This window comes from Caballeronia sp. LZ065 (assembly GCF_031450975.1).
Taxonomy (GTDB): Bacteria; Pseudomonadota; Gammaproteobacteria; order Burkholderiales; family Burkholderiaceae; genus Caballeronia.
On sequence record NZ_JARUXV010000002.1, the window covers coordinates 194,324 to 219,975 of the forward strand.

At 65.6% G+C, this 25,652-nt stretch carries 23 protein-coding genes; 12 read left to right on the forward strand and 11 right to left on the reverse strand.

The features are described from left to right. Positions 1-852: a substrate-binding domain-containing protein gene (locus QCE63_RS15065; RefSeq protein WP_309834076.1), complete on the reverse strand. Its 852-nt coding sequence runs from the start codon at positions 850-852 to the stop codon at positions 1-3. A 148-nt stretch (positions 853-1,000) separates the two neighbouring features. Between QCE63_RS15065 and QCE63_RS15070 the strand changes: the two genes are divergently transcribed. Further along, a complete protein-coding gene (locus QCE63_RS15070; RefSeq protein ID WP_309834078.1) occupies positions 1,001-1,906 on the forward strand; it encodes a LysR family transcriptional regulator in 906 nt (301 codons plus the stop codon). Positions 1,907-1,924: 18 nt separating this feature from the next. On the opposite strand, the gene QCE63_RS15075 is transcribed toward QCE63_RS15070, so the two are convergent. Next, entirely contained in the window at positions 1,925-2,293 is a 369-nt protein-coding gene (locus QCE63_RS15075; RefSeq protein ID WP_309834080.1) for a hypothetical protein, read from the reverse strand. 523 nt (positions 2,294-2,816) lie between these two features. Between QCE63_RS15075 and QCE63_RS15080 the strand changes: the two genes are divergently transcribed. The 5 genes from QCE63_RS15080 to QCE63_RS15100 all read left to right on the forward strand — a co-directional run bounded on the left by QCE63_RS15080 (position 2,817) and on the right by QCE63_RS15100 (position 9,202). Continuing rightward, a complete protein-coding gene (locus tag QCE63_RS15080; protein ID WP_309834083.1) occupies positions 2,817-4,883 on the forward strand; it encodes an EAL domain-containing protein in 2,067 nt (688 codons plus the stop codon). Positions 4,884-5,075: 192 nt separating this feature from the next. After that, entirely contained in the window at positions 5,076-6,647 is a 1,572-nt protein-coding gene (locus tag QCE63_RS15085; protein ID WP_309834085.1) for a sensor domain-containing diguanylate cyclase, read from the forward strand. After that, the gene (locus QCE63_RS15090) at positions 6,644-6,925 is read left to right on the forward strand and encodes a DUF3253 domain-containing protein (protein ID WP_309834086.1); all 282 of its coding nucleotides are present in this window, start codon (positions 6,644-6,646) and stop codon (positions 6,923-6,925) included. Before QCE63_RS15085 ends, QCE63_RS15090 begins: the two co-directional genes overlap by 4 nt. 407 nt (positions 6,926-7,332) lie before the next feature. Beyond that, positions 7,333-7,953, forward strand: a complete 621-nt coding sequence (locus QCE63_RS15095; RefSeq protein WP_309834087.1) for a YoaK family protein — start codon at positions 7,333-7,335, stop codon at positions 7,951-7,953. A gap of 25 nt (positions 7,954-7,978) precedes the next feature. After that, positions 7,979-9,202, forward strand: coding sequence for a Gfo/Idh/MocA family oxidoreductase (locus QCE63_RS15100; RefSeq protein ID WP_309834088.1), 1,224 nt, complete (start codon positions 7,979-7,981; stop codon positions 9,200-9,202). Positions 9,203-9,220: 18 nt separating this feature from the next. Here the strand turns inward: QCE63_RS15100 and QCE63_RS15105 are convergent, their stop codons facing one another. Then, positions 9,221-10,462 carry an FAD-dependent oxidoreductase gene (locus QCE63_RS15105; protein WP_309834090.1) on the reverse strand — a complete coding sequence of 414 codons (1,242 nt, stop codon included), beginning with the start codon at positions 10,460-10,462 and terminating at the stop codon, positions 9,221-9,223. 202 nt (positions 10,463-10,664) lie between these two features. On the opposite strand from QCE63_RS15105, the gene QCE63_RS15110 reads away from it, so the two are divergent. Next, positions 10,665-13,553, forward strand: coding sequence for a winged helix-turn-helix domain-containing protein (locus tag QCE63_RS15110; protein ID WP_309834092.1), 2,889 nt, complete (start codon positions 10,665-10,667; stop codon positions 13,551-13,553). Positions 13,554-13,702: 149 nt separating this feature from the next. Next, positions 13,703-14,425, forward strand: a complete 723-nt coding sequence (locus QCE63_RS15115) for a hydantoinase B/oxoprolinase family protein (RefSeq protein WP_309834094.1) — start codon at positions 13,703-13,705, stop codon at positions 14,423-14,425. 96 nt (positions 14,426-14,521) lie between these two features. On the opposite strand, the gene QCE63_RS15120 is transcribed toward QCE63_RS15115, so the two are convergent. Continuing rightward, a complete protein-coding gene (locus QCE63_RS15120; protein ID WP_309834096.1) occupies positions 14,522-14,842 on the reverse strand; it encodes a hypothetical protein in 321 nt (106 codons plus the stop codon). Between the two features lie 179 nt (positions 14,843-15,021). On the opposite strand from QCE63_RS15120, the gene QCE63_RS15125 reads away from it, so the two are divergent. Beyond that, positions 15,022-15,618 carry an AraC family transcriptional regulator gene (locus tag QCE63_RS15125; RefSeq protein ID WP_309834097.1) on the forward strand — a complete coding sequence of 199 codons (597 nt, stop codon included), beginning with the start codon at positions 15,022-15,024 and terminating at the stop codon, positions 15,616-15,618. A 16-nt stretch (positions 15,619-15,634) separates the two neighbouring features. On the opposite strand, the gene QCE63_RS15130 is transcribed toward QCE63_RS15125, so the two are convergent. Together QCE63_RS15130 and QCE63_RS15135 are read right to left on the reverse strand one after the other, a co-directional pair. Then, on the reverse strand, positions 15,635-16,531 hold the full coding sequence (locus tag QCE63_RS15130) for an oxidoreductase (protein WP_309834100.1): 897 nt from the start codon (positions 16,529-16,531) through the stop codon (positions 15,635-15,637). Between the two features lie 152 nt (positions 16,532-16,683). Further along, positions 16,684-17,097: a thioesterase family protein gene (locus QCE63_RS15135; RefSeq protein ID WP_309834101.1), complete on the reverse strand. Its 414-nt coding sequence runs from the start codon at positions 17,095-17,097 to the stop codon at positions 16,684-16,686. Positions 17,098-17,275: 178 nt separating this feature from the next. On the opposite strand from QCE63_RS15135, the gene QCE63_RS15140 reads away from it, so the two are divergent. From QCE63_RS15140 to QCE63_RS15150, 3 genes are read left to right on the forward strand one after another with little or no spacing between them, the layout of a single operon-like run. Next, positions 17,276-18,409, forward strand: a complete 1,134-nt coding sequence (locus tag QCE63_RS15140) for an acyl-CoA dehydrogenase family protein (RefSeq protein ID WP_309834102.1) — start codon at positions 17,276-17,278, stop codon at positions 18,407-18,409. Between the two features lie 2 nt (positions 18,410-18,411). After that, positions 18,412-19,179, forward strand: coding sequence for a 3-ketoacyl-ACP reductase (locus QCE63_RS15145; RefSeq protein WP_309834104.1), 768 nt, complete (start codon positions 18,412-18,414; stop codon positions 19,177-19,179). A gap of 8 nt (positions 19,180-19,187) precedes the next feature. After that, a complete protein-coding gene (locus QCE63_RS15150) occupies positions 19,188-20,033 on the forward strand; it encodes a sugar phosphate isomerase/epimerase family protein (protein ID WP_309834106.1) in 846 nt (281 codons plus the stop codon). Between the two features lie 15 nt (positions 20,034-20,048). Here the strand turns inward: QCE63_RS15150 and QCE63_RS15155 are convergent, their stop codons facing one another. Genes QCE63_RS15155 through QCE63_RS15175 form a run of 5 tightly spaced genes read right to left on the reverse strand, consistent with a single transcriptional unit; the run spans position 20,049 to position 25,651 of the window. Beyond that, positions 20,049-20,828, reverse strand: coding sequence for an enoyl-CoA hydratase/isomerase family protein (locus QCE63_RS15155; protein WP_309834107.1), 780 nt, complete (start codon positions 20,826-20,828; stop codon positions 20,049-20,051). After that, positions 20,825-22,417, reverse strand: coding sequence for an acyl CoA:acetate/3-ketoacid CoA transferase (locus QCE63_RS15160; protein WP_309834109.1), 1,593 nt, complete (start codon positions 22,415-22,417; stop codon positions 20,825-20,827). The genes QCE63_RS15155 and QCE63_RS15160 overlap by 4 nt, the downstream gene beginning before the upstream one ends. Positions 22,418-22,440: 23 nt before the next feature. Continuing rightward, positions 22,441-23,601 carry an acyl-CoA dehydrogenase gene (locus tag QCE63_RS15165; protein WP_309834111.1) on the reverse strand — a complete coding sequence of 387 codons (1,161 nt, stop codon included), beginning with the start codon at positions 23,599-23,601 and terminating at the stop codon, positions 22,441-22,443. A 54-nt stretch (positions 23,602-23,655) separates the two neighbouring features. Beyond that, a complete protein-coding gene (locus QCE63_RS15170; protein ID WP_309834113.1) occupies positions 23,656-25,176 on the reverse strand; it encodes a CoA-transferase in 1,521 nt (506 codons plus the stop codon). A 1-nt stretch (position 25,177) separates the two neighbouring features. After that, positions 25,178-25,651: a MaoC family dehydratase gene (locus QCE63_RS15175; RefSeq protein ID WP_309834115.1), complete on the reverse strand. Its 474-nt coding sequence runs from the start codon at positions 25,649-25,651 to the stop codon at positions 25,178-25,180. Position 25,652 lies beyond the last annotated feature (1 nt).

Below are 25,652 nucleotides of genomic sequence, written 5' to 3' on the forward strand. Positions count from 1 at the left end.
TCAGATCGAACCGGCCGGCAGATAGCCGCTGCGCGGCGTGTCCATCGCGGCGCCGAACCACTTCGTCTGCAGCGCGGCGAGCTTGCCGTCGTTCCGGAAAGATTCGAGCGAATCGTTGATGAATTTGCGGATCTCGAGATCGTTCGGATTCGCCACCCACGCGAGCAGCTTCGGCTGGCCGATGGTGCCCGCGATACGGAACGCGTTCGGCTGGCGCTTCATCTGCACCGCGGCGATGTTGGACGGCATGAGCGCGACATCGATGGTCTTGTTCGCCAACGCGTTCGATACGTCCGGATAGGCCTGGAACAGCTTGGTGTCCGCGTAGCCCTTGCCGGTCTTGACCTTCAGTTCCTTCTCGAACTCGGTGGCCACCGGCTGCGACGACGAACCCATCTGCGTGCCGATGATCTTGCCGCCGATGTCGAGATCGCGGTTGATGCTCTTGTCGTCCGCGCGCACCATCAGCACCGAACGCACGACGCCCACCGGCTCGCTGAATGCGAAGCGCTTTGCGCGCTCCGGCGTGATGCCGACGCTCGTCGCGACGAAATCGAACTTGTGCGACATCAGGCCCGGCAGCAAACCCTGGAACGGCAGGTTCATTTGTTCGAGCTTGACGCCGAGTTTCGCCGCCATCAGTTCCAGCACGTCATGCCCATAGCCGACGATCTGGCCGTTCTCGACGAATTCGAACGGCTCGTACGCGGCCTCGGTGCCCACCACGAGCTTGCCGCGCTTCTTGATATCGGCGAGCGTGCCGCCTTCGGCGCGCGCGATACTCGGCAGCGCCAGCGCGGCGCCCGACGCGAGCGTCGCTTTCACAAAGGATCGTCTGGACCAGTTTTTCATTGCTTTCTCCGCTTGAGGGACGGCTTGAGGGACGCTCGGGGGCGAGGCAGCCGAAATGTATGTCGCCATAAAGAGAGTGAAAAATGATTTTTTTATCGGTATGGTTCCGAAAAACGTAACCTTTTCCCTGAATTTTTTTCTCGCTGCCATGTCCGAACGATGTGCCGTCAAACATCCCGCTACCAAGCGCCCCGACTTCAGCGAACGCGACCTGCGCTCGTTGCGCATCTTCTGCTCGGTCGCGCAAGCGAACGGTTTCGCCGCCGCCGAGAAGCAGCTGAACATGTCGAAGGCGTCGATCAGCCGGCATATCCGCGAGGTCGAAGAGACGCTCGGCGCGCGGCTGTGCGAGCGCGGGCCGTCCGGTTTCGTGCTCACGCATGCGGGCAAGGTGGCGCTCGAACTCGCACGCGATGCGCTGATGTCGCTCGCGCGCATCCGTCCGGAAATCGATGCGGTGCGCGGCGTGCTGTCCGGAACGCTCGCCATCGGCATGGTCGAGCACATCGTCAGCGACGAAGGCTGTCATCTGGCGGAAGCGCTGGCCTCGCTGAAGGAACTGGCGCCGGACGTGAGCGTGGAATTGCGCGTGATGACGTTCAACGAACTCGATCTCGCGTTGCGCGAGCGTCGCGTGCAGGTTGCGATTCGCGGGATGTACCGGCGCGAGGCCGGCTTTCACTACCTGCCGCTTTTCATCGAGCGTCAGCAGCTTTATGTGGTGCGCCGCAGTCTCCGCGATGCCGCGACGCTGCCGCTGGTGTATCGCTCGCAACCCTTCGTGCACGAGGCGCTCAACACGCTCGGCATGGTGCGCGGGCCTTCGGCTTCGGGTCTGGAGGCGGTTGCGATGCTGGTGCTGTCAGGGCACTATGTCGGCCTGCTGCCGCAGTTCTATGCGGCTTCGTTCGCGAAGCGGCAGGCGCTCGTCAAGGTGCCCGGCGTGCCGGTGTACGAGAATACGATCAGCGCCATCACCGAGATTTCGCGACCACGCACGCGTGCGCTCGATCTGTTCCTGGATCTCTTGCAGCAACTGCATGGCAATGTATAGAAGGAGGGTGCCATGTGCTCAGACGACGCGGTTCATGCGATCGACGACGAGCTCGCCACAGGCGGCAATCGCGCCGGCCACGACAGGAACGAGATGATCGGGCACGTGCCACTCGGCGGCGGTCGTATCGGAGAGCAACTGCTCGGAGAACAAGTGGAAGACTTCGGAGCAGGCAACCTCGGGTCGCGGGTCACGGCTGCCGTGCTCCCGGTAAAGACAGGCAAAGTGCAATACGCACCGGCTGAGCGAAGCACTGGTCAATTGCGCCCATGAACAATCCTCCCGGCCCGCCAGACTCATCTGCATCTCGCGCACGGTAGCCCACAGCACGCCGGCCAGACGCTCGGGAATCCCGAGATAGCTGTAACCCACGCTTCCGCTTTCCATGATTTCGTTCTCCATCCAAACGTGTGACTGGCGCGACCAATGTGCAATCGTCATGCCGAGTAATACGCCGGTAAGGCGGGATTCCTTTTCTAACCACGCGTCCTTTCCGTTACTCGCGATATGCAGCGGCGGAGAGGGCCCATTCCCGTTCCTTTCGCAGGACCCACCGATAACATCCTGGGTCATTAATGCAATACGTACGCGCGGGACGAATGGACGTAACACCTGTGTGCATGTAACGTAACGGACCCCGTGACGCCCGCCGCGCATGGGTTACGCGGCGCCCGTTTTTGGTAAGACAATTGGCATGGAACCTGCATAAAGCTTTATTCGGAAACAGACCGTTCGAACGTTTCATCACGGGCTGATTTAGTGCACGAAAATGCTGTGACAGTTGCGCACGTTCGGTTCAGAATGTCGCGTGCATCTGTTTCGGACGCAGATAGGCACGAGGTTGAAGCTGTTCATTCTTGGAACACCAGCAACACACAAGCGTTGCTGAAAAAAAAGCAATCCGGAATAAATGCTCGCCACTTCCTATAATCCGCTCCTCGTCGTCTGCTCGCTGCTCGTAGCGATCCTGGCTTCCTATACGGCGCTCGACATGGCCGGCCGCGTGGCATCGGCCAAAGGGCTGGCCGGCTATCTCTGGCTCGTCGGCGGCGGTTGTGCAATGGGGCTTGGCATCTGGTCCATGCACTTCGTCGGCATGCTCGCCTTCGACCTGCCCATCCCCGTGGGCTACGACCCGACCATCACTTTTCTTTCGCTGCTGATCTCCGTCGCGGCGTCCACCTTTGCCTTATGGCTCGTCAGCCAGTACGGCTTGCCGTGGCGCCGGCTGATGCTGGGGTCGCTGCTCATGGGCCCTGCCATCGCCGGCATGCACTACACGGGCATGGCCGCCATGCAGATGAACCCGGTCATCGACTACGACTGGAGCCTGGTCGCGCTGTCCGTTGTCATCGCCGTTGCCGCTTCGGGCGCGGGCTTGTGGACGGCTTTCCATATACGCGGCAGACAAGCCGGAGTATTCCTGTTTCGCGGCGGTGCGTCGCTGCTGATGGGATCGGCCATCGTCGGCATGCATTACACCGGCATGGCGGCCGCGCATTTTCCGCTGGGCACCATTTGCGAGGCGGCCAGTCATGGGACCAACACGTCATGGCTGGCGGCCATCGTGATTGTCGTGACCGTGGCGGTGCTGAGCATCGCGCTGATCGTATCGGTGCTGGAACTCAGGCTCGAACTGCGTACTGCCGCGCTCTCCCGGTCGCTCGCGGAGGCCAACAAGGAGCTGATCCATCTTGCCCTGCATGACAGCCTGACCAAGCTGCCCAACCGTGTCCTGCTGGATGACCGCCTGAACCAGCTCATCCAGCAGGGCCGGCACTTCACGCTGATGTTCCTGGACCTCGACGGCTTCAAGGCGGTGAACGACGCGTTCGGGCACCAGATGGGAGACCGCCTGCTGGTCGATGTCTCGCGGCGCATCGGCGCGAGCGTGCGCGCGAATGACACCTTCGCCCGCGTGGGCGGCGACGAGTTCGTCCTGTTGTGCGACGTCACCCGGCCGGCGGACGTGGCGAACATCGCGGCCATGCTGATCCGCATCGTGGAGGAACCCTATTCGGCGGGCGAGCATGAGATTCAGGTGTCCACGAGTATCGGCATTGCCTGTCATCCCGAGCATGGCAGGACCCAGAGCGAGTTGCTGACGAGCGCCGATACGGCGATGTACCGCGCCAAGGCCATGGGCCGCAACAACTACTGCTTCTTCGAGCCCTCGATGCACGCCGACGCCTACGAGCACATGCAGCTGGCGCGTGATCTGCGCGTGGCGCTGTCGGGCGGCGAACTGATGCTGCACTATCAGCCGAAATTCCAGGCGCGGGGCGGCCCCGTGGTGGGGGCTGAGGCACTGCTGCGCTGGAAGCATCCGTCGCGGGGCCTGATGGCGCCGGACGAGTTCCTCCCGATCGCCGAAAAGAGCGGACTGATGGTGCCCATCGGCGAATGGGCCCTCAATGAAGCCTGCCGTCAAATGCGCATCTGGGTCGAGGCGGGGCACACGGACTGGAGCGTCGCCGTGAATCTCTCGGCCACGCAGTTCGTCCACACCAGCCTCGTGCAGGTCGTGCGTCAGGCGCTCGTTCAGCATCGGCTCGAACCGCGTCACCTGATTCTGGAGATCACCGAATCCACCGCGATGCACGACGTCGAACTCAGCCTCAGCGTGTTGAAACAGTTGCGCGAGACAGGCGTGCGGATTGCTATTGATGATTTCGGAACGGGTTATTCCAGTCTTCTTTATCTGAAGCGCTTGCCTGCCCATGAACTGAAAATCGACCGGGGCTTCATCCGCGATCTGCGGCGCGATACCGAGGACGCGGCCATCGTGGCGGCGATCGTCGCACTGGGACGCACCCTGAATCTGCGCGTCGTTGCGGAGGGCGTCGAAACAGAGGAGCAGCAGGCCTTCCTGGGCCAGCTGGGCTGCGACATGTTGCAGGGTTTCCTGCTGGGACGGCCCATGGCGCCGGAACAGTTCATGAAAACCGTCGAAGCCGGCAGGGTCGTGTCCGATTAGCCCCAAGCAGCCGCTGTCCACCGGAATGGCGTCCGAAACGTTAGGATGCGAGGCTGTTCCGGAAAAAACCGGAACGGCGGACGAAAAATTATTCAAACGAGAGAGGGCGCGCGGTCTCGAACAGAGCCGCGTTCGCGAAGGAGAGCACGGTTGAAGCAGTCATCAACCCTCGGAAAGGAATCACGCTGGACGATGTCCTGGGTCGACAGGCACGCGATTCTTATCGCGCTGTGCACGACCTTCGTCTGCTTCGTGGTTCTGGTCACGACCGCCGTGGTCCTGGTGTCCGGCAGGCAGGAGGCGGTGGACAAGGCGCGCGAGACCTCAGCCAACGTGGCCGCCGCTCTTGCGCGCGACATGAGCCGCAACCTGCAGGTCTACGACCTTTCCTTGCAGGCCGTGGTGGACGGCGTGTCGAATCCGGAGATTCTCGCGTTGCCGCCGGAGTTGCGCAGGCAGATGCTGTTTGACCGCGCGACCATGGCGCCCCACGTGATGGGCATCTACGCCGTGGATGAGGAGGGCCGGATCGTGCAGGGACGCGCACGGCTCTTTCCGACGCTGAACTTCGCCGATCGCGATTACTTTCTCGTGCACAAGAACCGCGACGACTTGGGGCTGTACATCTCGAAGCCGTATGAATCGCGGCTGAGGAACGGCAGCCCGTCCATTGCGTTCAGCCGCCGCATTTCGAAGGCTGACGGCAGCTTCGGCGGCATCGCGCTGATTGCGCTCGATCTCGACTACTTCCAGCAACTGGTCGATGGCGTCAAGCTGGGCAAGCATGGCGCCGCGACGATCATGCAGACCGACGGTTTCATCCTCGCGCGCTATCCGCAGGTGAGCCGCAACCGGCTGCTTTCGGTTGCCTCGCCTTCGTTCCTGTCGATGCTCGGACCGAAGGGCGGCTCTTTCGTCGCGACGTCGCCGGTAGACGGTGTCGAACGCCTGTCCACCTTCGCGAACGTGGAGGGCAGCAATCTCGTTGCCATGGTCGCGCCGGCCATGGATGAAGTCACCGAGGAGTGGAAACATCGTTCGCTCATCATCGGCGCATTGAGTGTCGTGGTGTCGTGCGCGTTCACGATCGTCGTGTGGCTGCTCGTGTTCGCGGTGCGGCAGCGCGATGCGGCGCAGGCGCGGCTCATCGCGATCGCAGACACGGACGGACTCACGGGCGTCGCCAACCGTCGCGGGCTGGACGCAACGCTGCCGGCAATGTGGGCGCGGGCCGTGCGGCATCGGCTGCCGATGGCGATCATGTTCGTCGATGCCGATCACTTCAAGGCCTATAACGACACGCATGGCCACGTGGCGGGCGACCGGGCGCTGCGCTTCGTCGCGCATTGCCTGACGAGACGGGCGCGCCGGCAGAACGACATCGTCGCGCGCTATGGCGGCGAAGAGTTCATCGTCGTGCTGGCCGACTGCACGCCGCGCCGCGCCGAGGATGTCGCCGACGCCATCCTCACCGACGTCGCCGCATGCGCGGAAGAAAACGACACGCCGCAGACCATGCCGCTCGCGCCGGTGACGGTGAGTATCGGCGTGGCGCTTTGTCAGCCCGATGACGGCGCGAGCCTCGAAACCGCGATGCGTCGCGCCGATGAAGCCCTGTATGACGCAAAGCGCGACGGCCGCAATCGCGTATCGATCGTCACGGTGGGAGTGAACCCGGTCCGCAAGGCGAAGGTTTCGCGCGACACGCTTCACGCCGATCCGGCGCGCGGATCCCGCAGCCTCGCGGACGAGGCCGTCAAATGACACGCGTCTCTGCTCTCGACATCGAACGATGCGTGCTCGATCTGCTGCGCAGTCGCGCCGGGACGGCTTCCATTTGTCCGTCGGACGTCGCGCGCGCGCTCACCAACGATGAAGACGGCTGGCGCGAACTGATGCCTGCAGTGAGGGACGTGGCTGCACGGATGGCGCATCGGCAGCGCTTGCGGATCACGCAGGGAGAGGCAACGCTGGACCCGGATCAGATCAGCCATGGTCCGATCCGGTTGCGGCGCGGACCGGGCTTTCCGGCGCGCGACTGACGCCAGGCTCAGAGGTCGTGCAACGGATCGGGCGACGGCCGGGCAGCGCGCGCGCTTCATCTGCCAGACGGTGCAGGGAAACCCCGGTACGTTCGCGCCCTCGCGTGGCCAGCGTCATCGACGTATCGAGTTTCTTGCTGTCCGTATCCCTCACGTCCCATGCGCTGAGCCTGGAACATGCCGTCGTCCGACATTCGTCCATGACCACGCACCCCCCGCGTGAAAGACGTTCCTTTTCCCGCCCGACTCGCGCGCAAGCTTATGACATGCTTCTGAAAGAAAGCGCGTCCTGAGCGCTGCGGCCTCATCCCACAGGCACCGAATTTGCGGACCGTGAAAGCTCATCGATCACGCCATCCGCACCCAACACGAACATGCTTTCGTCTGTTACCTCCTGGCTGAGAGACATGGCCGGTACCGCTGTGCCTGTCCTTGCGCTGGTGGCCATCGCGGGGGGCACCGACGCGCTCATCATGCTTCACAGCAAGGACCTGCTGGCTGTGTACATGACCGGCAATTCGACCAGGCTCGGCCAGTCATTGATCGCCGGCGCATGGAGCAAGGCGCTGCCGCTCGCGAGCGTGATCGCCTGCTTCTTCGTAACGGCGACGTTTGCCGCGTGGCTCGCATCACGGCTGCCGAACTGGCGCGCGCCTGTTTGCCTCGCATCCACCGCATTGCTGCTCGCATGCGCCGTTCCGTTGGCGGGCACAGCGTATCCAACGACGGCGACCTGTCTGATCGCGGCGGGCATCGGTGCGATCAATCAGACACGCGCCGATGAACCGGGCATTTCGTTCATCACGGGCAATTTCATCCGCGTCGCGCGGCATCTTGGTGAAGGGAAGTTCAGCGCGGCAGCAGCCGGCGTCGTGCGATGGATGGCGTTCGTCGCCGGCGCGGCGCTCAGTACGTTGCTCGATTTTTTATATGGCACGGGTGCGCTTGCGATTCTCGCGGCGACGGTGCTCGCGGGTGCATGCGTCGCGCTGCTCGCACGCGACGCGCAGCAAGCCCGAACCGAATGAATCACTCAACGCAGGAGGATGCTTCATGTCCACACACGACAAAACCGAGTTCAACGTCACCGGTCCCGGTACGCCCGATGGTCCGATGCTCCCTGCATCCGGGCAGCCGCAGCCGCCCGCCGCCATCGATCTGGGCACGGTCGAGGACGGCAAGGTTCGCTTCGGGAACTGGAAGGGCGACGCCGACAAACCTTCGCCGCCACCGCCCGCGCCTTCAGCGCCGGAGCAGCGCGTGGGCTTTGCGGTCGTCGGTCTGGGCCGTCTGGCGCTGGAGCAGATCCTGCCCGCCTTCAGCGCCTGCAAGCACGCGCGCGTGACGGCGCTCGTCTCGGGCAGCCCGGACAAGGCGCGGGCAGTGGCGAAGCAATACGGCATCGACGAGCAGTCGATCTATTCCTACGCCGAGATGGCGCGCCTCGCCGGGAATCCGGATGTCCACGCGGTGTACGTCGTCACGCCCAACGGTCTGCATCTGGAACACGTGAGCGCTGCGGCGCAGGCGGGCAAGCACGTGCTGTGCGAGAAGCCCATGGCCAACACCGCCGACGAGGCGCGGCAGATGATCGACGCCTGCGCCAAGGCGGGCGTGAAGCTGATGATTGCCTATCGCTGTCAGTTCGAAGTCTTCAACAGCGAGGCCATGCGCCGCGTGCAGTCGGGCGAACTCGGCAAGGCGCGCGTGATCGAGGCGACCAATGCGCAGGTGCAGGGCTCGGGCGAGCAATGGCGCCTGCGGGCCGCGCTTGCCGGGGGCGGCGCATTGCCCGACATCGGGCTGTATTGCCTGAACGGCGTGCGCCATGTGCTCGGCGAAGAGCCTGTGGAAGTCTTTGCGCAGATCGTCAATCCAGCGGCGGACGAGCGCTACCGCGAAGTGGAAGAGACGATTGCGTTCATGCTGCGCTTCCCCTCCGGCGCGCTTGCGAACTGCGCGGCGAGCTATGGCGCGCATGAGTCGAAGGACATGCGCATCCGGCTTGAGAAAGGCTGGATCGACGTGGAGAATGCCTTCGCTTACAAGGGACAGCGCATGCGGATCGCGCATCGCGCAGGTGACATCGAACAGGTCGATGAGCCGCGGCTCGAATTCAAGGATCAGTTCATGCTCGAAATCGATCACTTCGCCCGCTGCGTGCGCGACGGAAGCGAACCGGACACGCCCGGGGAAGAAGGTCTGCGCGATCAGGTGCTGATGGAGGCGCTCTACCGCTCGGCGCGGGAAGGCCGGCCAGTGCGGCTCGACGAGTAAGGGGCCTGCATGCCTCGTTCAAGCACCTGAGAACCGCTCGGCCCGAAACGGAAACGGGTCCGCCACCGGCGCGGCGCCCGTCATCATCTCCGCGATCAACCGCCCGGTCACGGGGCCGAGCGTCAGCCCGTGATGCGCATGACCGAACGCGAACCACAGGTCCGCATGACGCTGCGCCCGGCCAATGACCGGCATCATGTCCGGCGTGCATGGACGCCGGCCGAGCCATGGCGTGTCATCGAGACGTTCGCCCAGCGGGAAGGTCGCGCGCGCGATGGGTTCGAGCGCGTCGAGCTGCGCCGGCGTGGCGGGCGCGTCGCAGTACGCCAGTTCCGCGCCCGTCGTCAGGCGGATGCCGCGCGCCATCGGCGTGATCAGATAGCCGCGCTCCGCATCCAGCACCGGTTGATGCAGTTGCGCGCCATCGGCCGCCGCGTAGTGCATGTGATAGCCGCGCTTCACGGCAAGCGGCAGCGTATAACCCAGACGTGAAGTCAGCCGGTCCGACCATGGCCCCAGCGCGATCACGGCCGCACGCGCCTCGATGCGTCCCGCTACCGTCTCGACCTGCCATTGCGGCGCGAGCGTCGCAGCATCGCCGCTGAAAACACGGCCCCCCAGCTGCTCGAAATAACGCGCGTAGGCGGTCACGAGTGCATTGGGATCGCTGACGGACACGGCGTCGGTATAACGCAGCGCCCCGCTCAGCCCGTGACTCAGCGAGGGTTCTTCACGCTGCAACTGCGCAGCATCGAGCACCTGAAACGAGACGCCGTATTCGTCATGCCAGCGCTGAGCCGTGCGCCATTCCGCGTCCTGCGCGGCCGCGCTGCGAAAGACCTTGAGCCAGCCGCCCGGACGCAGCAGCGCTTGCGCGCCCGCTGCTTCGGCAAGCTCCCGATGTTCACTGACGCAGTGCTCGATCAACGTGGCGTATGACCGCGCAATAGCCGCATGCCGGTCCGCGCGCGAGTGATGCCAGTAGCGCAGCAGGAACGGCACGTAGCTGGGCAGGGCGCGCGGGTGATAGCGGACATCGGGCGAACGGTTGCCGGCATAGCGCATCAATGTGGCGGCGTCGCGGGGCAGCGCATACGGATACACGCCTTCGCGCTGGATCAACCCCGCATTGCCCAGCGAGGTTTCGTTGCCGGGCGCCTTGCGGTCGACCAACGCAACCGCGAGCCCGCGGCGTTGCAGATGCACGGCAACCGATACGCCCACCATGCCGGCGCCGAGTACGAGGGTATCGAACTTCATTGCAAAGGCTCCGTGCAGGCGTGGCGCATAAGATGTCCCGGAAGGTGTGAACGGATTGTCTCAGGTCAAGCCCGTTTCGGGTGACGTGACGATCAACGCCGAGTTGCTTTCATTGAGCAGAGGTGAAACAGGCTAGACTGATGCCGCGCTGCTTCCTTTCAATTTTCTGCGACGGCCCTGCGGCCATTCCGACAGCCCGATCATGCCCGGCTCCCCGTTCGACAGCGGTCCTGCCGACGACGCGACAGCAGTGGTCTATCTGTTCGCGTCGTTCAGGCTCGTTCCGTCGCAGCAGATGCTGCTCGATGGCGATGTGCGCGTGCTCATCGGCGGGCGGGCGTTCGAGCTGTTGACCGCACTGGTGGAACGTCGCGGGGAGCTCGTCACCAAGCAGGAACTGATGGCGCGCGCCTGGCCGCGCGCCGTGGTGGAAGACAGCAACCTCAAGGTGCATATCGCCGCGTTGCGCAAGGCGCTGGGCAAAGCGCCCAACGACCAGCGTTTCGTCGCGACGGTAGTGGGCCGCGGTTATCAGTTCGTGGCGCCCGTCGAGCGCGAGGCGATTCCATCCGGCGCAGATCTGCCGCAGGCCCCGCACGCGGCGTCGCACAACCTGCCTGCGGCGCTGGTGCGTCCCGTCGGCCGCACGGGGACGATCCGCACCCTGCTGGACCGGCTGACGCGAGCGCGGATCCTGACGGTGGCCGGTCCCGGCGGGATCGGCAAGACCACGGTCGCGCTGGCGGTCGCGCATCAGAGGGAGCAGGCGGGACGGCACGATGTCTGGTTCGTCAATCTGTCGCGGTTGTCCGATGCGCGTTTCGTTCCTCATGCCGTCGCGCACGCGATGGGTCTCGCCGTGCATTCGGACGACATCCTGCAGGCGCTGACGAACACCTTCCGCTTGCAGCGCCGCCCGCAACTCGTGGTGCTGGATAACTGCGAGCACGTGATCGAAGCCGCGGCGGTCGTCGCCGAGAAGCTGATCGCGGCGGCGCCCTGCCTCACGGTGCTGGCGACGAGCCGCGAGCCGTTGCAGGCAACCGGCGAACATGTGTACCGGCTGGAGCCGCTCGAAAGCCCGCCCGACTCCGTCAGCCTCACGATGGCCGAAGCGCTGCGCTATTCGGCCGTGGAGCTCTTCGTGGCGCGTGCCGAGGCCGCGCGCGGCGGCTTCATGCCGACCGACGAGGAAGCGCCGCTGCTCGCCCGCATCTGCCGCAGGCTCGACGGCATTGCCCTGGCGATCGAACTGGCCGCCACGCGTCTGGATGCGTTCGGCGTCCGCGAACTTTTCGAGCTGCTCGACGACCGCTTCGGGACGCTCGCTCAAGGCCGCCGCACCGCCCCCGAGCGCCAGAAGACGCTGCTCGCGACACTCGACTGGAGCCATCAGCTATTGCCCGAGGCCGAACGTGTCGTGCTGCGGCGGCTGGGCGTGTTTCCGGCGGCGTTCTCGCTGGAATCCGCCGCGGCCGTGGCGAGCGACGCGCAGTTGACGCACGCCGGCGTGATCGATGCCATCGCAAGTCTCGTGGCGAAGTCGATGCTGTCGGCGAATCTGAGCCATGCCAGCGTGCGCTACCGCTTTCTCGACACGATGCGCGACTACGCGCGCCGCAAGCTCGCGGAGGCGGGCGAGCTGAATGCGCTGCGCCGCCGCCACGCGGAGCACTTCGTGGCGCTGTATGCACGCGTGGAAGACTGCTGGAACCGCCCGCCAGACGAACGCTGGCTGAGCGACCATCTCCCGACCATCGACGACGTCCGCGCGGCCCTTGGCTGGGCCTTCTCGCCGCAGGGCGACGCAGCGCTGGGCATTGGACTGACGGTGCTGGCGATTCCGGCGTGGATTCGTGCGTCATCGCTGGAAGAGTGCCGCGGCCGCGTGGAGGAGGCGTTGCGCCATGCGCAAGCGTTGCCCGCGCTCGAAGCCGAGCGCATGCGGCTCTATACGGCGCTGGCTGCGTCGGCGCTGTACACGCGCGGCATGGTGAGCCAGGTGGAGGCGGCGTCGCGCCATGCGCTGGCCATTGCGCAGCGGCTGGGCGATACCGGTTTTCAATTGCGCTCGCTGTTTCCGGCCTGCTGCGGGCTCGTGTATGCGGGCAGGCATCGCGATGCCGATGCGCTCCTCGAAACCTTCCGCGCGATTGCCAGCACGTCTGGCGATGAAGACGCGATGTCGGAAGGCAGCCGGCTCACGGCCTTCGCGTGGCATCACATGGGCAGGCAGGCCGAAGCGCGGCAGTTGCTTGCCGGTGTGCTCGAAGCCTTCGACGCCCAATGCCGCCAGTCGCAACTGTCCGACAACCACGTGAGCGGACGCGAGGGAACGCGTTCGCTGATGGCAAGCGTCCTGTGGTTCCAGGGCTGCGCGGAACGCGCGCTGGAAGAAGCCTACCGGGCGCGCAGGGATGCCGAGGCGAGCGGTCATGCGCTGACCATCGGCTACGTGCTGGTGTTCGCGTTCATTCCGCTGACCTTCCATGCAGGCGATCTCGACGCCGCTGAAGAAGCGCTCGACATCCTGCAGGACTGTGTGGCAAAGAACGGGCTGGCGCTCTTCGATGCCATGGCGCGCGGTCTTCATGGCGCCTTGCTGATCGAGCGGAACGAACGTCAGGGCCTGACGATTCTTCACGATGCGCTGGCGCAGCTCGAACGCGAGCATCTCGGCATGCGCCAGACGCTGTTTGCCGGGCTGTACGCACATGGTCTGCTGCGCTTCGGGCGGCGTGCGGATGCGCAGGCGGCCATCGACGACGCCCTTGCGCGCGCGAAGCAGCACGACGAACTCTGGAATCTGCCGGAGCTGTTGCGCATTGCGGGCGAGATTCGCGCGGCATCCGGCGGCGGCGCTGCCGAGGGCTTGTTCACGCAGGCGCTCGACGTCGCGCGCCAGCAGGGTGCGCTGTTTCTCGAACTGCGTGCGGCGAAGAGCCTTGCGCGTCTCAAGCACGCACAAGGTGAGAGCGATCATGCACACGCACTGCTATCCGCTGTGTGCGAGCGGTTTCCGTCGAACTGCGCGATCGTCGATGTCAGGGAGGCGCGGGCGCTGCTCGACAGCTTGCGCGCAGCTGATTGATTGACGGCCGGGTGACCGCTTCAGAACCTGCGCGGTCTCAGTCCGCCCTGGAACCACTGCACCATGCTCACGATGTCATAGACCGCCACGCCGAAGCGCTCCGCAATCAACCGCTCGACATCAGCGCGCCCGAGGGATCGATCCTCAACGTGCAACGGCCCTGGCCCGTGTGCGCGCGACACATCATCGGGCAGTTCCTTCCGGATGTCGTGTTCGGTGCGCTTGCCGGCGTGCTGCCGGATCGGGTGCCGGCCGAAGCCGCGTCGTGTGTCTGGGGCGCGCAGTTGCGCGGCGGCGCGGCGGCGTGGATGGCGGCGGACGAGGCCTTGCCCGATGCATCGTCGGCGCAGCAGCCGCGCGCGTTCGAGACGCTGTTCTTCAACAGTGGCGGCGCGGGCGCGCGTACCGGCGACGACGGCATGTCGGGCACCGCATTCCCGAGCGGCGTGCGGGCGATTGCATGCGAGATCGTCGAATCGCTTTATCCGGTGGTGATCTGGCGCAAGGAATTGCGGCCCGACAGCGGCGGCCCCGGACGCTGGCGCGGCGGACTGGGACAACGGCTGGAGATCGCATCCGTCGATGGCGCGCCGTTCCAGTTTTTTGGCATGTACGACCGCATCGTCCATGCAGCGCGCGGTCGCGACGGCGGAGGTTCAGGTGCGCCGGGCGCCGTGACGCTCGATGACGGCACGCCGCTGGCCGCAATGGGCCTGCAAACCGTGCCGCGCGGACGGCGCTTGTGTCTGGACCTGCCGGGCGGCGCGGGCATTGGCGCGGCGCGTGAGCGGTCACGCGAACAGGTTGCGGAGGATGTACGCCTCGGCTATGTCAGCGAGGCGTGCGCCGTGCAGGCGTATGGCCTGGGTTGAGCCTGGAATATTGGCTCGTTAGAAGCCATCGCTAGAATGGACGCCCTGTTTCCGACGATGGAACCGCGCCGCGCGGTGGCATTCATGGATCGAGCTTCAACTTCTGGCAACGCTTCCGTGGAAGCGCAATCGCTGGACCTCAACGACGAACAACGCGCCGGTCTCTTTCGCACCGCGCTTGCCCATGCAGGCGCGCCGCTGACCGAAGCGTACCGGCGCCTGCGCAACGATGCGCGTTGCGTCGAAGCGCAGGCGCTGGGGCTGTATGGACGCATCGTCGAGGTGCCGGGCGACGGTCAGGAAGGCGCCTGGAAGATGATCTCGATCCGCGATGAGATCTACGTCGCGGTCTCCGATTGCTGCTACGCGCACGCGCGCACCGAGCCCGTGCCGCCCGAGGGCTTGATCGAATTCCACTATCTCGTGACCGGGACGGCGAGCGTCGGCGTGGACGATGCGGATGACGTGCAGGTCGAGGCGCCCAATTTCGTCATCTGTTATCAGGGCAGGGAGCTTCGCTATCAGATCACCTGCCCCGAAGGGCCGCGCCGCACCGCGCGCTTGCGCTGTATGTCGCGCCTTCGTGCTTCCGGCGCGTGCTCGACGCGCTGGGCGGCGAAGGCGAGGTCATCCGCGCGCGCCTGGCCGCCGTGCAGCCCGACGAGTTGTATCACCGCCGGATGCGTCTTACGCTGGACGCGGTGCAGGCCATCGAGCGGCTGCTCGCGAGTCCATACCAAGGGGCGCGTGACCTGTTGTTTGTCGAGGCGAAATGCATGGAGATCTTGTATGCGAGCGTCGGTGTATGGATCGACGGCTTGCAGAGCGATGCACCCGACGAGATTCTCTCGTCACGCGACCTGACGCTGATGGAGCGCGCCCGCGCGATGATCGACGCGGACCTCAAGCGCACCATGACGATTCCCGATCTGGCGCGCGCGGTGGGCACGAACTCGTCCAAGCTGAAGCGCGGCTTCAAGTTCCTGCATGGCGTGACCGTGTTCGACTACAGCCTGCGGCGGCGGATGCAGGAAGCCTTGCGTCTGCTCGTCGATGAACGGCAGTCCGTGGGCGAGGTCGCGGCGGCGGTCGGCTATCAGCATCCGACCAGCTTCACGACTTCGTTCCGCGACTTCTATGGCTTCGCGCCCAAGGACGCGCGGCAGTTGCGGGGCGCGCAGCGGCCGCGCTAACGTTGCGCGTTGGCGTTCAGCCCGGCCCGTCGCTGGCGGCGGCCAGCAGCGGCACGATGAGATCGCTGATGGGTGTCGCCATGCCGTGCGCGCGGCCACGGCGCTGCACCACGCCGTTGCGGCAATCCCATTCGAGCGGGCGGCCCGCTTGCCGGTCGGCGAGGATCGACGTGCCCAGGTCGGCCGGCGAACGGCGAAAGCCATCGACGACTTCCTGCGCCACTTCATCATCCAGTGTCGCGCCCTCGGCCCGCGCCACCGCGAGACATTCCTTTGCGTAAGCGAGCGCCAGCGCGGCGATATCGTCACGGGCAAACATGCCGGCGCGGCGGCCGCTCAGCACCATCAGGCCCGCAACCGCATTCAGCAGCAGCTTGCGCCAGGCGAAGGAGGTGTAGTCTTCGGCGATGTCGGCCCGGCAGCGCGTGCCGTGCAGCGCTTCGATCACGAGGCGGCTTTCCGGCAGGTCCGGCAAGGTGAGACGCGCCTCGCGGCGCAGCCACACCGAGGCGTCCGGTTCGCGTTGCGCGGGAAACCAGACGACCGAAGGCAGCACCGGATTGCCCGACAGATACGGCGCGAAGAGCTGCTGCTGTTCGACGCCGTTCTGCAGCACGCAGACCACGGTCTTGTCATGGCACAGGACGGAGAGCCAGGGCGCTGCGGCTTCGATCTGCGTCGACTTGACGGCGACGAACACCAGGTCGTAAGTGTCCGCGATCTCTTCCGGACGGGTCAGCACCGGTCCCGGCACGATGATGCGCTCGCCTTCGAAGCGCAGTTCCAGTTGCGGGAGCGCGGAGCGGCCGCACAGGGTGGGCGTGCGGCCAGCCTCATGCAGCGAGGCGGCGACGGTGGTGCCGATCGCCCCCGGGCCGATCAGAGCGATTTTCATGGTGTCACGCTGGGTCATCGTCTCTTGGCGTCCCTTGTGTGTTTGCCGGGCGAAGGCCCGGGCGTCAGCACGCGAGGGTAGCGCAACTTGCTTCGGGCTGCCCGAGGATGCGCAGGCTGCATGCTTGCTGTAAGCGTGGCTGCCCAGATACCCGATGCGGCACACGTCTCTCACTCACACGCCGCCCGAATGAACTCCGGTATCGCCACCGCCTTGAGCGTGCCATCCGCCTGCTTGACGCACAGCGCGCGCGTCGCGCGAAACTCGCAGATCAGCGTCTCCCCGCGCAGGATGCGATGCGCCTGAATGAAGACCTTGTTGCGCCATTCCTCGGTGGCCGTATGAATCTCCAGCGTCTCGCCATACGTGGCCGACGCATGAAAGCGGCTGTGGATTTCCAGCAGCGGCGCACCGACGCAACCGGGCAATGCTTCCAGATTTCGCCACGGCGGCAGACCGCATTGCATGAAGTAATCGTGCGATGCGGCATCCATCCAGCGCGAGAAGTTCGGGAAGAACACGATCCCCGCAGGATCGCAATCGCCGAACTGCACCTCGACACGAAAAATCGTTTCCTTGAGCACGCGTTCGACCTCGGAACAAGTTGAGCAAGCCGTATGGTAGTGCGCTGGATCGGCCAGCGTCCAGCCAATCCGTCCGTGAATTCATCGACTTGCTAGATCGATCTACTTGGCATAGAGTAACGCTCACGGATCAGCCGATCACGGCACTGAAACGCAGGTTCACAACCGAGGAGACGAGGTGATTCTGTCCACCGAGCATCAACAGGTCGCCGACATGGCCCGGCGCTTCGCCAACGAAGTCATTCGTCCGCAAGCGGAGCGGCTGGACCGCGAAGAAAGCTTTCCGGCGGAGATCTACCGGCAGATGGGCGAGACCGGCCTGTTCGGCATCACCGTGCCGGATTCACTGGGCGGCGCGGGGCTGGATTGCCTCGCGTATGCCATCGTGATGGAGGAGTTGAGCCGTGGCTATGCGTCCGTCGCGGACCAGTGCGGGCTGGTCGAATTGCTGGGTACATTGTTGAGCCGGCACGGCACGCCGGCGCAGATCGACCGCTGGCTCGGACCGCTGGTGCGTGCCGAAACACGGGGCGCGTATTGCATCACCGAGGCCGGCGCGGGCAGCGATGTCTCCGGCGTGAAGACCACGGCCGTGCGCGACGGCGAAGGCTGGCTGCTCAGCGGCTCCAAGCTGTGGATTCACAACGCGCCCGTCGCCGACGTGGCGCTCGTGCTGGCCCGCACGGACCCCGCGGCGGGCAAGCGTGGCATGAGCATCTTCATCGTCGATTGCGCGTCGCGCGGTGTGTCGCGCGGACCGAAGGAGCACAAGCTGGGGCAGCGCGCGTCGCAGGTCGGCGAACTGCATTTCGATGAAGTCAGGCTGCCCGCCGATGCACTGCTCGGCACCGAAGGCCGCGGCTTTCACATGATGATGAGCGTGCTCGACAAAGGGCGCGTAGGCATCGGTGCGCTGGCCGTGGGCATCATCCAGGCGGCGCTGGAGGCGGGCATCGAACAGGCGAAGATGCGCAAGCAGTTCGGCCAGGCGATCGCCGAGTTCCAGGCCGTCCAGTTCATGCTGGCCGACATGGCCAAGGATGGCGAGGCGGCGCGTCTGCTGGTGCGCGCCGCCGCAAGCAAGATGGACGCGGGCCTCGAAGCGACCGCCGCTGCCTCGATGGCCAAGTGCTTCGCTGGCGACGCAGCCGTTCAGCACACCAGCAACGCCATTCAGATCTTCGGCGGCAGCGGCTATATTCGTGGCTACGAAGTGGAGCGCCTGTACCGAGACGCCAAGATCACGCAGATCTACGAAGGCACGAACCAGATCCAGCGCATCATCATTGCGCGTCAGTTAATGAAGGCATGAGCATGAGCAGAACTGCAGTCGTCACGGGCGCGTCGCGCGGCATCGGACGGGCCGTCGCACTGGCGCTGGCCGCGGAAGGATTCGATATCGCCGCCATCGCGCTTGGCGACACGGAGCGTCTCCAGACGCTCGTCACCGAAGTCGAGGCGCTCGGGCGCGCCTGCCTGCCGCTGGATCTCGACATCGGCGACATCGACCGTCATGCGGGCGCGCTGGAGGCCGTCACGGCGCGCTTCGGCGGCATCGACTGTCTGGTGAACAATGCGGGCGTTTCGGTGCTCAACCGTGGCGACCTGCTCGACGTGAATCCGCAAAGCTATGACCGCTGCTTCGACATCAACACGCGCGGCACGTTCTTCCTGACTCAAGCCGTGGCCCGGCAGATGACGCAGCAGACGCCCGCGGGCGAGGGCGCGCGCAGCATCGTATTCGTGACGTCGTCGAACGCGGTGGTCGCTTCGGTCGAGCGCGGCGAATATTGCATGTCGAAGAGCGCGCTGTCGATGGCGGCGCGCCTCTTTGCGCTGCGTCTGGCGTCGCATGCAATCGGCGTGTTCGAGGTGCAGCCCGGTTTGATCCTGACCGAGATGACCGCGCCGTCGAAGGCGAAATACGACGCGCTGATCGCCGAGGGCATGACCGCGACGCCGCGCTGGGGCCAGCCCGACGACGTGGCGCGCGTGATCCGCACGATGGCGGCCGGACTGTTGCCCTATACCGTCGCGCAGGAAGTGCGCGTGGACGGCGGCCTGATGATCCAGCGCTTCTGAGGCACGCCATGCGCGAACTGAACGGACGCGGCGATCTCTGCTGCATCAATACGGCGACGCTGGGCCATCGCGAGGCCATAGACGTGACGGCGGCGCGGATCGCGGAACAGGGCTTCGGATGGATCACGCCGTGGCGTCATGAGGTGGACGAGACGCGCCCGCACCTTGCTGCCGCTGCGATTCGCGCGGCCGGTCTGAAGGTGAATGCCTATTGCCGCACCGCGTACTTCGCGGCGCCTGACGCGGCGGGTCGTCGCGCTGCGCTCGATTCGAACCGCCGGGCGCTGGAAACCGCGGCGGTGCTCGGTGCGCCGGTGCTGGTCGCGGTGGTGGGCGGCCTGCCGCCCGGTTCGCGCGACATCGACGATGCCCGCGAGCAGATTCTTGACGGCCTCGCCGCCTTGCAACCGACGATCGACGAAACCGGCGTGCGCATCGCGCTCGAACCGCTGCATCCGGTCTACGCCGCCGACCGCAGCCTGCTCAACACGCTCGATCAGGCGCTCGACTGGTGCGAGCGGCTCGACCCGTCGCACACGGGCAGTTTCGGTGTGGCCGTCGATGCCTACCATGTGTGGTGGGACCCGGCGCTGATGCCGGCGATCGCCCGCGCGGGGCAACGCATTCTCGCGCTGCATGTGTGCGACTGGCTGCTTGAAACCCGTGACCCGTTGCAGGACCGGGGCATGATGGGCGATGGCGTGATCGATCTCAAACGCCTGCGCGCGGCCGTGGAGTGCGCGGGCTACGACGGTCCGGTGGAAGTGGAGATTTTCTCGCGACTGGACTGGTGGACACGTCCCGTCGACGAAACGCTGCGCGTCTGCCGCGAGCGTTTGTTCGAGTGCTGCTGAAGCGCTCGAATCGCGTCAACGTCCCTCATAAACCGGCGGACGCTTCTCCCGGAAACTGCGAATGCCTTCCGCCGCGTCTTGCGTGGTCGCGGCGAGCGCGCCTGCCATTGCTTCAAGCGTCGCAGCGGATTCCTCGCCGCTGGCGGCGTTCAACAATTGTTTCGTCAGCTGCAATGCAACCGGCGCGCGCGCGGCCATCTCCAGCGCGAGTTCATGCACGCGCGCCGTCAATTGCTCACGCGGCACGACTTCATGAACCAGCCCGCAGGCGTGGGCATCGGCGGCACTCACGCGCATGCCGCTCAACGCCAGATACTTCGCGCGACTCCCGCCGATGAGCCGCACCAGCCGCTGCGTGCCCGACCATCCGGGGCACGTCGCGATGGACGCTTCCGGCAGCGCAAAGCGGGCTTCCATGGCCGCGATGCGCACGTCGGCCGTTATCGCCAGTTCGAGTCCGCCGCCGAACGCATGGCCGTTGACCGCCGCGATCACCGGTTGACGCAGCCGCGCCCATTGATCGAAGATTTGGTGTCCCCGGCGGACCCAGCGCCGCCACATGTCGAGCGGTTCGAGCGTCGCCCATTCGTTGATGTCCGCGCCGACGCAGAACGCTTTGGCACTGCCGCCCGTGAGGATGACGACGCGTGTTTCATGGTCGGCTTCGAATTCGCGGGCGATCTGTTCCAGCCGTTCCAGCATCGAGGGCGTCAGCGCGTTGAGCTTGTCCGGCCGCTCCAGCGTGACGGTGGCGACGCAAGCCTCGCGGGCGACGGAAACAAAATGGTCAGTCATTGCGGGTCTCGCGAGGTTTTCAGGCGCAATCCGAAGGGCGCGTCGGTGAACAGCGCGGGGTCCATCGTGCGCAGGTCCGTCGCCACGTTCAGCGCGACTTCGGCTTGCTCGAGAATGTCGCGTTGCAGGTCCACGCCGGGCGCGATCTCGGTCACGGTGAGGCCATCTTCGAGCAGGTCGATGACGCAGCGCTCGGTGACATAGGTCACGCGCTGCCCGCGCTCGCGACCGATGCGCCCGCTGAAGGTGATCTGCTCGGCGGCCTGCACGAACTTGCGGGTGCGGCCTTCCTTCAGGATCGCGAGCTTGCCGCCGCCCGCTTGCAGTTGCGCGCCAGCGGTAAAGAAGCCGGAAAACACGATGCGCCGCGCGTGGGCTGTGATATCGACGAAGCCGCCGCAGCCGGCAGTCAGATACGGTTTCGACGCGAGCCGCGAGACGTTCACGCTACCGTCGCTGTCCACTTGCAGGAAGGACAGCAGCGCGATATCGAAGCCGCCGCCTTGGAAGTACGTGAACTGATTCGGCGAAGGCACAATGGCATCCGCATTCGACGCACAGCCGAACGCGAAGCCAAGCAGCGGCATGCCGCCGACGGCGCCTTGCTCGATAGCCCATGTCACCGCGCCATGCAGGCCCTCTTCGAGCAGGATGCGCGGCACATTCGCCGAGATGCCGAAGCCCAGGTTGGCGGCATGGCCGTGCGCGAGTTCCATCGCCGCGCGTCGGGCGATGACTTTCTCCGGCCCCCACGGCGTAGGCTCGAAAGCGCTCGACGGCAGCGCGATCTCGCCGCTGATTGCCGGGTCGTAGGGCGTCTGGGTGGTCTGCCACTGTTCCGGATCCACGACGATGTAATCCACCAGATTGCACGGCACGCGCACATCGTGCGGACGCAGCGTGCCGGACTTCACCACGCGCTTGACCTGCGCGATCACGATGCCGCCGTGATTGCGCGCGGCCAGCGCCTGATCGATCCCGCCCAGCAGCGCGCCTTCGTGCTCATAGCTCAGGTTGCCTGCTTCGTCGGCGGTGGTGGCGCGGATGATCGCCACGCGCGACACGAGCGCGGGGAAGTAGAGCCAGTCCTCGCCGTCGAAAGACACGCGCCGCACGATCGGCCGCGCGGACGCAGCGGCGTTCATCGCGCAGCCTTGCAATTCCGGATCGACGAACGTGCCCATGCCGACTTTCGTCAGCACGCCGGGGCGTCGCGCGGCGGCGTCGCGATGCATGTCGAACAGGATGCCGCTCGGAACGTTGTAGGCCTCGATCCGGTTCTCGACGATCATGCGCCAGATGTCCGGCATCGGCAGCGAAGAAGGCCCGCTTGGATACGAACCCGCCAGCGTGCGCGCGAGCAGCCCGGGCCGCGCGAGATGGTCGATGCCCTTTACGCCGTACATGTCGCCGGCGGCGATCGGGTTCAGCGTCGTGAGATTGCGCGGCTGGCCCTCGCGCTCGAAGCGCGCGCCGATGGCGGCCAGTACCTTGTCCGGACAGCCGAGCGCACTGGACGAACTGATGCTGACCACATCGTTCGTGCGGATCAGCCGGGCTGCTGCTTCGGCGGTGATGAGTTTGTTCATGTCGTGAGGAAGAGGAGGCGTGTTCAGCGGTGCAGGTCGAACAATGCCGCGCCGCGCTTCAGCGCATTGCGCGCGATGATGCCGCGATGAATCTCCGAGGTGCCGTCGAAGATGCGGTAGACGCGTGCATCGCGGTAATACCGTTCGATGGCCAGTTCCTTGCAGAAGCCCATGCCGCCGAACACCTGCACCGCGCGGTCCACCACGCGGCCGAGCGTTTCTGACGACTGGACCTTGACCATCGCGATCCAGTCGCGCGCGTCCAGCCCCGCGTCCATCATGCTGGCTGCGTTGAGCAGCATCAGCCGCGCGGCGTTGATCTCCATGACGCTGTCGGCGATGAGCTGCTGGATCATCTGGAAGTCGCCGATGCGTTCGCCGAACTGCCGCCGCTCGCCCGCATAGCCGATCATCATCTCCAGCACATGCGCTGCCTTGCCGATGCCGCGCGCGCCCACCAGCGCGAGGCGCACGCGGCCGAGCATCCGCATCGCGAGCCGGAAGCCCTCGCCTTCACGTCCGAGCAGCGCGAGCGGCTCCAGCGGGACGTCGTCGAAGAAGAGCTCGTGATGCGGCGTGCCGCGCAGGCCCATCATCGGTTGATCGCGGCCCACGATGAAGCCGGGCAGCGCCTTGTCCACCACGAACAACGAGATCTCCTGTTCGCCAGTGCGGGCCGAGACGAGGAAGAAGTCGCTCCATTGCGCGTCGCTGATGAAGTGCTTGCTGCCGTTCAACACCCAGCCGGACGCGGTCTTGCGGGCCGTGGTTTTGATGGCTTGAGCGTCCGAGCCCGCGCCGGTTTCCGTGATCGCGAGACCGCATGTGCGCTCGCCGCGGATCGCGGGCGCGAGCCAGCGCTCGATCTGCTCGCCCTCGCAGGCCAGCAGCGCGTCGTAGACGTTGCCGAAGGCGCGCCGCACGAGGATGTCCGAGCTATGGCCGAACTGTTCCTCGCACAGCATGGCATCGACCGTGTTCAGTCCGCCGCCGCCCAGTTCGGCGGGCATGTTGACCGCGAACAGGCCGAGTGCTTGAGCGCGCCTTTGCAATTCGCGCGCATGCTCCGGCGACAGCGCGCCCTCGTCCTCCACCTGTTGTTCGAGCGGCTGCAATTCGGTCCGCACGAAGCGGCGCGCCGTTTCGATCAGCATCTTCTGCGTGTCGCTCAGCGTGAAGTCCATCGGCTTCCGTGCTCCTTCTGCCTGTGATTTAACCGCTGCTTCGCTTCAGCCCGCCTACGCCGTGGCCGCGCGCTCGCGCAGCGACGGATGCAGCGCCACCTCGAAGGGCATGCGTTCCAACACGTCGCGCACGAGATCCACGCCGGGCGCGACCTCGATCAACTGCAAGCCTTGAGCCGTCAGTTCGAACACGGCGCGCTCGGTCACGTAGAGCACTTGCTGGCCGTCCGCGCGGGCACGCTTGCCGCTGAACGTGATATGGCGCACCTGCTCGACCAGCTTCGGCACCGCGCCATGTCGGCGGATATGGACCTTGCCGTTTTCGTGCTCCACCTCCAGTCCCTTGGCTTCGAACGCGCCGCAGAAGACCACCTTGCGCGTGCGCTGCGTGATGTCGACAAACCCGCCCGGCCCGACGATGTTCTCGCCCAGCCACGAGACGTTGACGTTGCCTTGCGCGTCCAGTTCGCCCATGCCGAGAAACGCAATGTCGATGCCGCCGCCGCTGAAGAAGTCAAACTGGTCGTTGGATTTGAGGATCGCGCTCGGATGACGCGTCGCGCCGAACAGATCGCCGCCCAGCAGTTCGCCGTTGTGCGAGCCCTGTTCGATCACGGTCCAGCTGATCTCGCGGCCTTCAGCGTGTGCGACGGCGGGAATGCCATCGGGCAGGCCGTAGCCGAAGTTGACGCACGCGCCCGGCGCCAGTTCCTGCGCGGCGCGTTTCGCGATCAGATAGCGGAGGCCCTCGGGCAACGGCGGTGGCGTGCGCGTGCCGGGCGCGGCCAGTTCGCCGCTGATGGCCGCGTCATAGGCCGCGCCGGTGGTCTGCTTCTGTTCCGCATGCACGCAGATTTGATCGACCAGCACGCCCGGCACCGTGACCGCGCGCGCGGGCGCGATCGGCGTTGAAGATACGTCGCGCACCTGGGCGAACACGCGGCCGCCGCTGTTGTGGGCGGCGAGCGCGGCGGCGAAGGCGTCGATGTCGGCGGGCTCCTCGCGCGAGGTCAGATTGCCTTGCCCGTCCGCCGTGGTGCCGCGCACGATGGCGAAGTCGATCCGCAAGGGCTTGTACCAGAGCAGTTCCTTGCCGCCGAGCGTGACGACCTCGACCAGATCCTCGCGGGCGCGGGCGTTGACCCGGCCGCCGCCGTGACGCGGATCGGCGAAAGTGTCGAGGCCGATATGCGTGACGAGTCCATGACGGCCCGCACCGGCTTCGCGGATCAGCGTCTGGATCACACCGGCAGGCAGCGTATAGGCCTCGATGCGTTCTTCCCGCGCAAGCGTCTGCATGCGCTTCGACCAGGTCCAGTGGCCGCCGATCACGCGCCGCACCATGCCCTCGTGTGCAAAGCGGCTGACACCGCTTTCCCGGCCGTCGCCGATGCCCAGGCCATGGATCAGCGTGAGATCGCAGGGATGACCCGTCGCGAGAAAGCGCCGCTCGATGGCCGCCGCGATGTGATCCGGCTCCACCAGCCCGCCGCCCGAACCGCTCAGCACGATCACCGCGCCGTCGAAGACCGCTGCCGCCATCGTGTCGGCGTCAACCAGATTGGCTTGCTTCATTTCATCGTTCCTCGTTGCTCGTCTTTTCGGCGTGCGCGCGCGTCCGCACCATCAGCACGTTGACACCTTCCTGAATCACCACGTCGTCCTGATTGCGCACCTCAACCTGCAAGCGCACGATGCCCCGGTCGGCGCGCTTCGTCGGACGCTTGTCGAGCACGCTGATGCGCCCCTGAATGCGGTCGCCTATCATCACCGGCTTGTGGAAGCGATAGGTCCATTCCAGCGTCGCGACCGAAGCGAGACGGGTGGCCGCGCGGTTCTTCAGTCCGTCGACCATCGCGAGGCACAGCAGGCCATGCGCAATGCGGCCGGGGAAGCCGACACTGCGCGCGAAGTCGTCGTCCATGTGGACGTCGAAGAAGTCGCCCGAAAGGCCGGCGAACTGCACCACATGGCTCTCGGTCACGACGATGCCCGAGGTTGCGAAGCTGAGCCCCGGCTCGATCTCTTCGAACAGCAGCGCTTGGGTCATG

Excerpts from the sequence above, each read along its gene's own strand:
- QCE63_RS15105 (WP_309834090.1), bottom strand. The coding sequence starts at position 10,462 with ATGAAGTTCGATACCCTCGTACTCGGCGCCGGCATGGTGGGCGTATCG.
- QCE63_RS15100 (WP_309834088.1), top strand. The coding sequence starts at position 7,979 with ATGTCCACACACGACAAAACCGAGTTCAACGTCACCGGTCCCGGTACG.
- QCE63_RS15065 (WP_309834076.1), bottom strand. The coding sequence starts at position 852 with ATGAAAAACTGGTCCAGACGATCCTTTGTGAAAGCGACGCTCGCGTCG.
- QCE63_RS15070 (WP_309834078.1), top strand. The coding sequence starts at position 1,001 with ATGTCCGAACGATGTGCCGTCAAACATCCCGCTACCAAGCGCCCCGAC.
- QCE63_RS15170 (WP_309834113.1), bottom strand. The coding sequence starts at position 25,176 with ATGAAGCAAGCCAATCTGGTTGACGCCGACACGATGGCGGCAGCGGTC.
- QCE63_RS15110 (WP_309834092.1), top strand. The coding sequence starts at position 10,665 with ATGCCCGGCTCCCCGTTCGACAGCGGTCCTGCCGACGACGCGACAGCA.
- QCE63_RS15085 (WP_309834085.1), top strand. The coding sequence starts at position 5,076 with ATGTCCTGGGTCGACAGGCACGCGATTCTTATCGCGCTGTGCACGACC.
- QCE63_RS15130 (WP_309834100.1), bottom strand. The coding sequence starts at position 16,531 with ATGACCCAGCGTGACACCATGAAAATCGCTCTGATCGGCCCGGGGGCG.
- QCE63_RS15175 (WP_309834115.1), bottom strand. The coding sequence starts at position 25,651 with ATGACCCAAGCGCTGCTGTTCGAAGAGATCGAGCCGGGGCTCAGCTTC.
- QCE63_RS15095 (WP_309834087.1), top strand. The coding sequence starts at position 7,333 with ATGGCCGGTACCGCTGTGCCTGTCCTTGCGCTGGTGGCCATCGCGGGG.
- QCE63_RS15160 (WP_309834109.1), bottom strand. The coding sequence starts at position 22,417 with ATGAACAAACTCATCACCGCCGAAGCAGCAGCCCGGCTGATCCGCACG.
- QCE63_RS15145 (WP_309834104.1), top strand. The coding sequence starts at position 18,412 with ATGAGCAGAACTGCAGTCGTCACGGGCGCGTCGCGCGGCATCGGACGG.
- QCE63_RS15075 (WP_309834080.1), bottom strand. The coding sequence starts at position 2,293 with ATGGAAAGCGGAAGCGTGGGTTACAGCTATCTCGGGATTCCCGAGCGT.
- QCE63_RS15155 (WP_309834107.1), bottom strand. The coding sequence starts at position 20,828 with ATGACTGACCATTTTGTTTCCGTCGCCCGCGAGGCTTGCGTCGCCACC.
- QCE63_RS15090 (WP_309834086.1), top strand. The coding sequence starts at position 6,644 with ATGACACGCGTCTCTGCTCTCGACATCGAACGATGCGTGCTCGATCTG.
- QCE63_RS15080 (WP_309834083.1), top strand. The coding sequence starts at position 2,817 with ATGCTCGCCACTTCCTATAATCCGCTCCTCGTCGTCTGCTCGCTGCTC.
- QCE63_RS15165 (WP_309834111.1), bottom strand. The coding sequence starts at position 23,601 with ATGGACTTCACGCTGAGCGACACGCAGAAGATGCTGATCGAAACGGCG.
- QCE63_RS15150 (WP_309834106.1), top strand. The coding sequence starts at position 19,188 with ATGCGCGAACTGAACGGACGCGGCGATCTCTGCTGCATCAATACGGCG.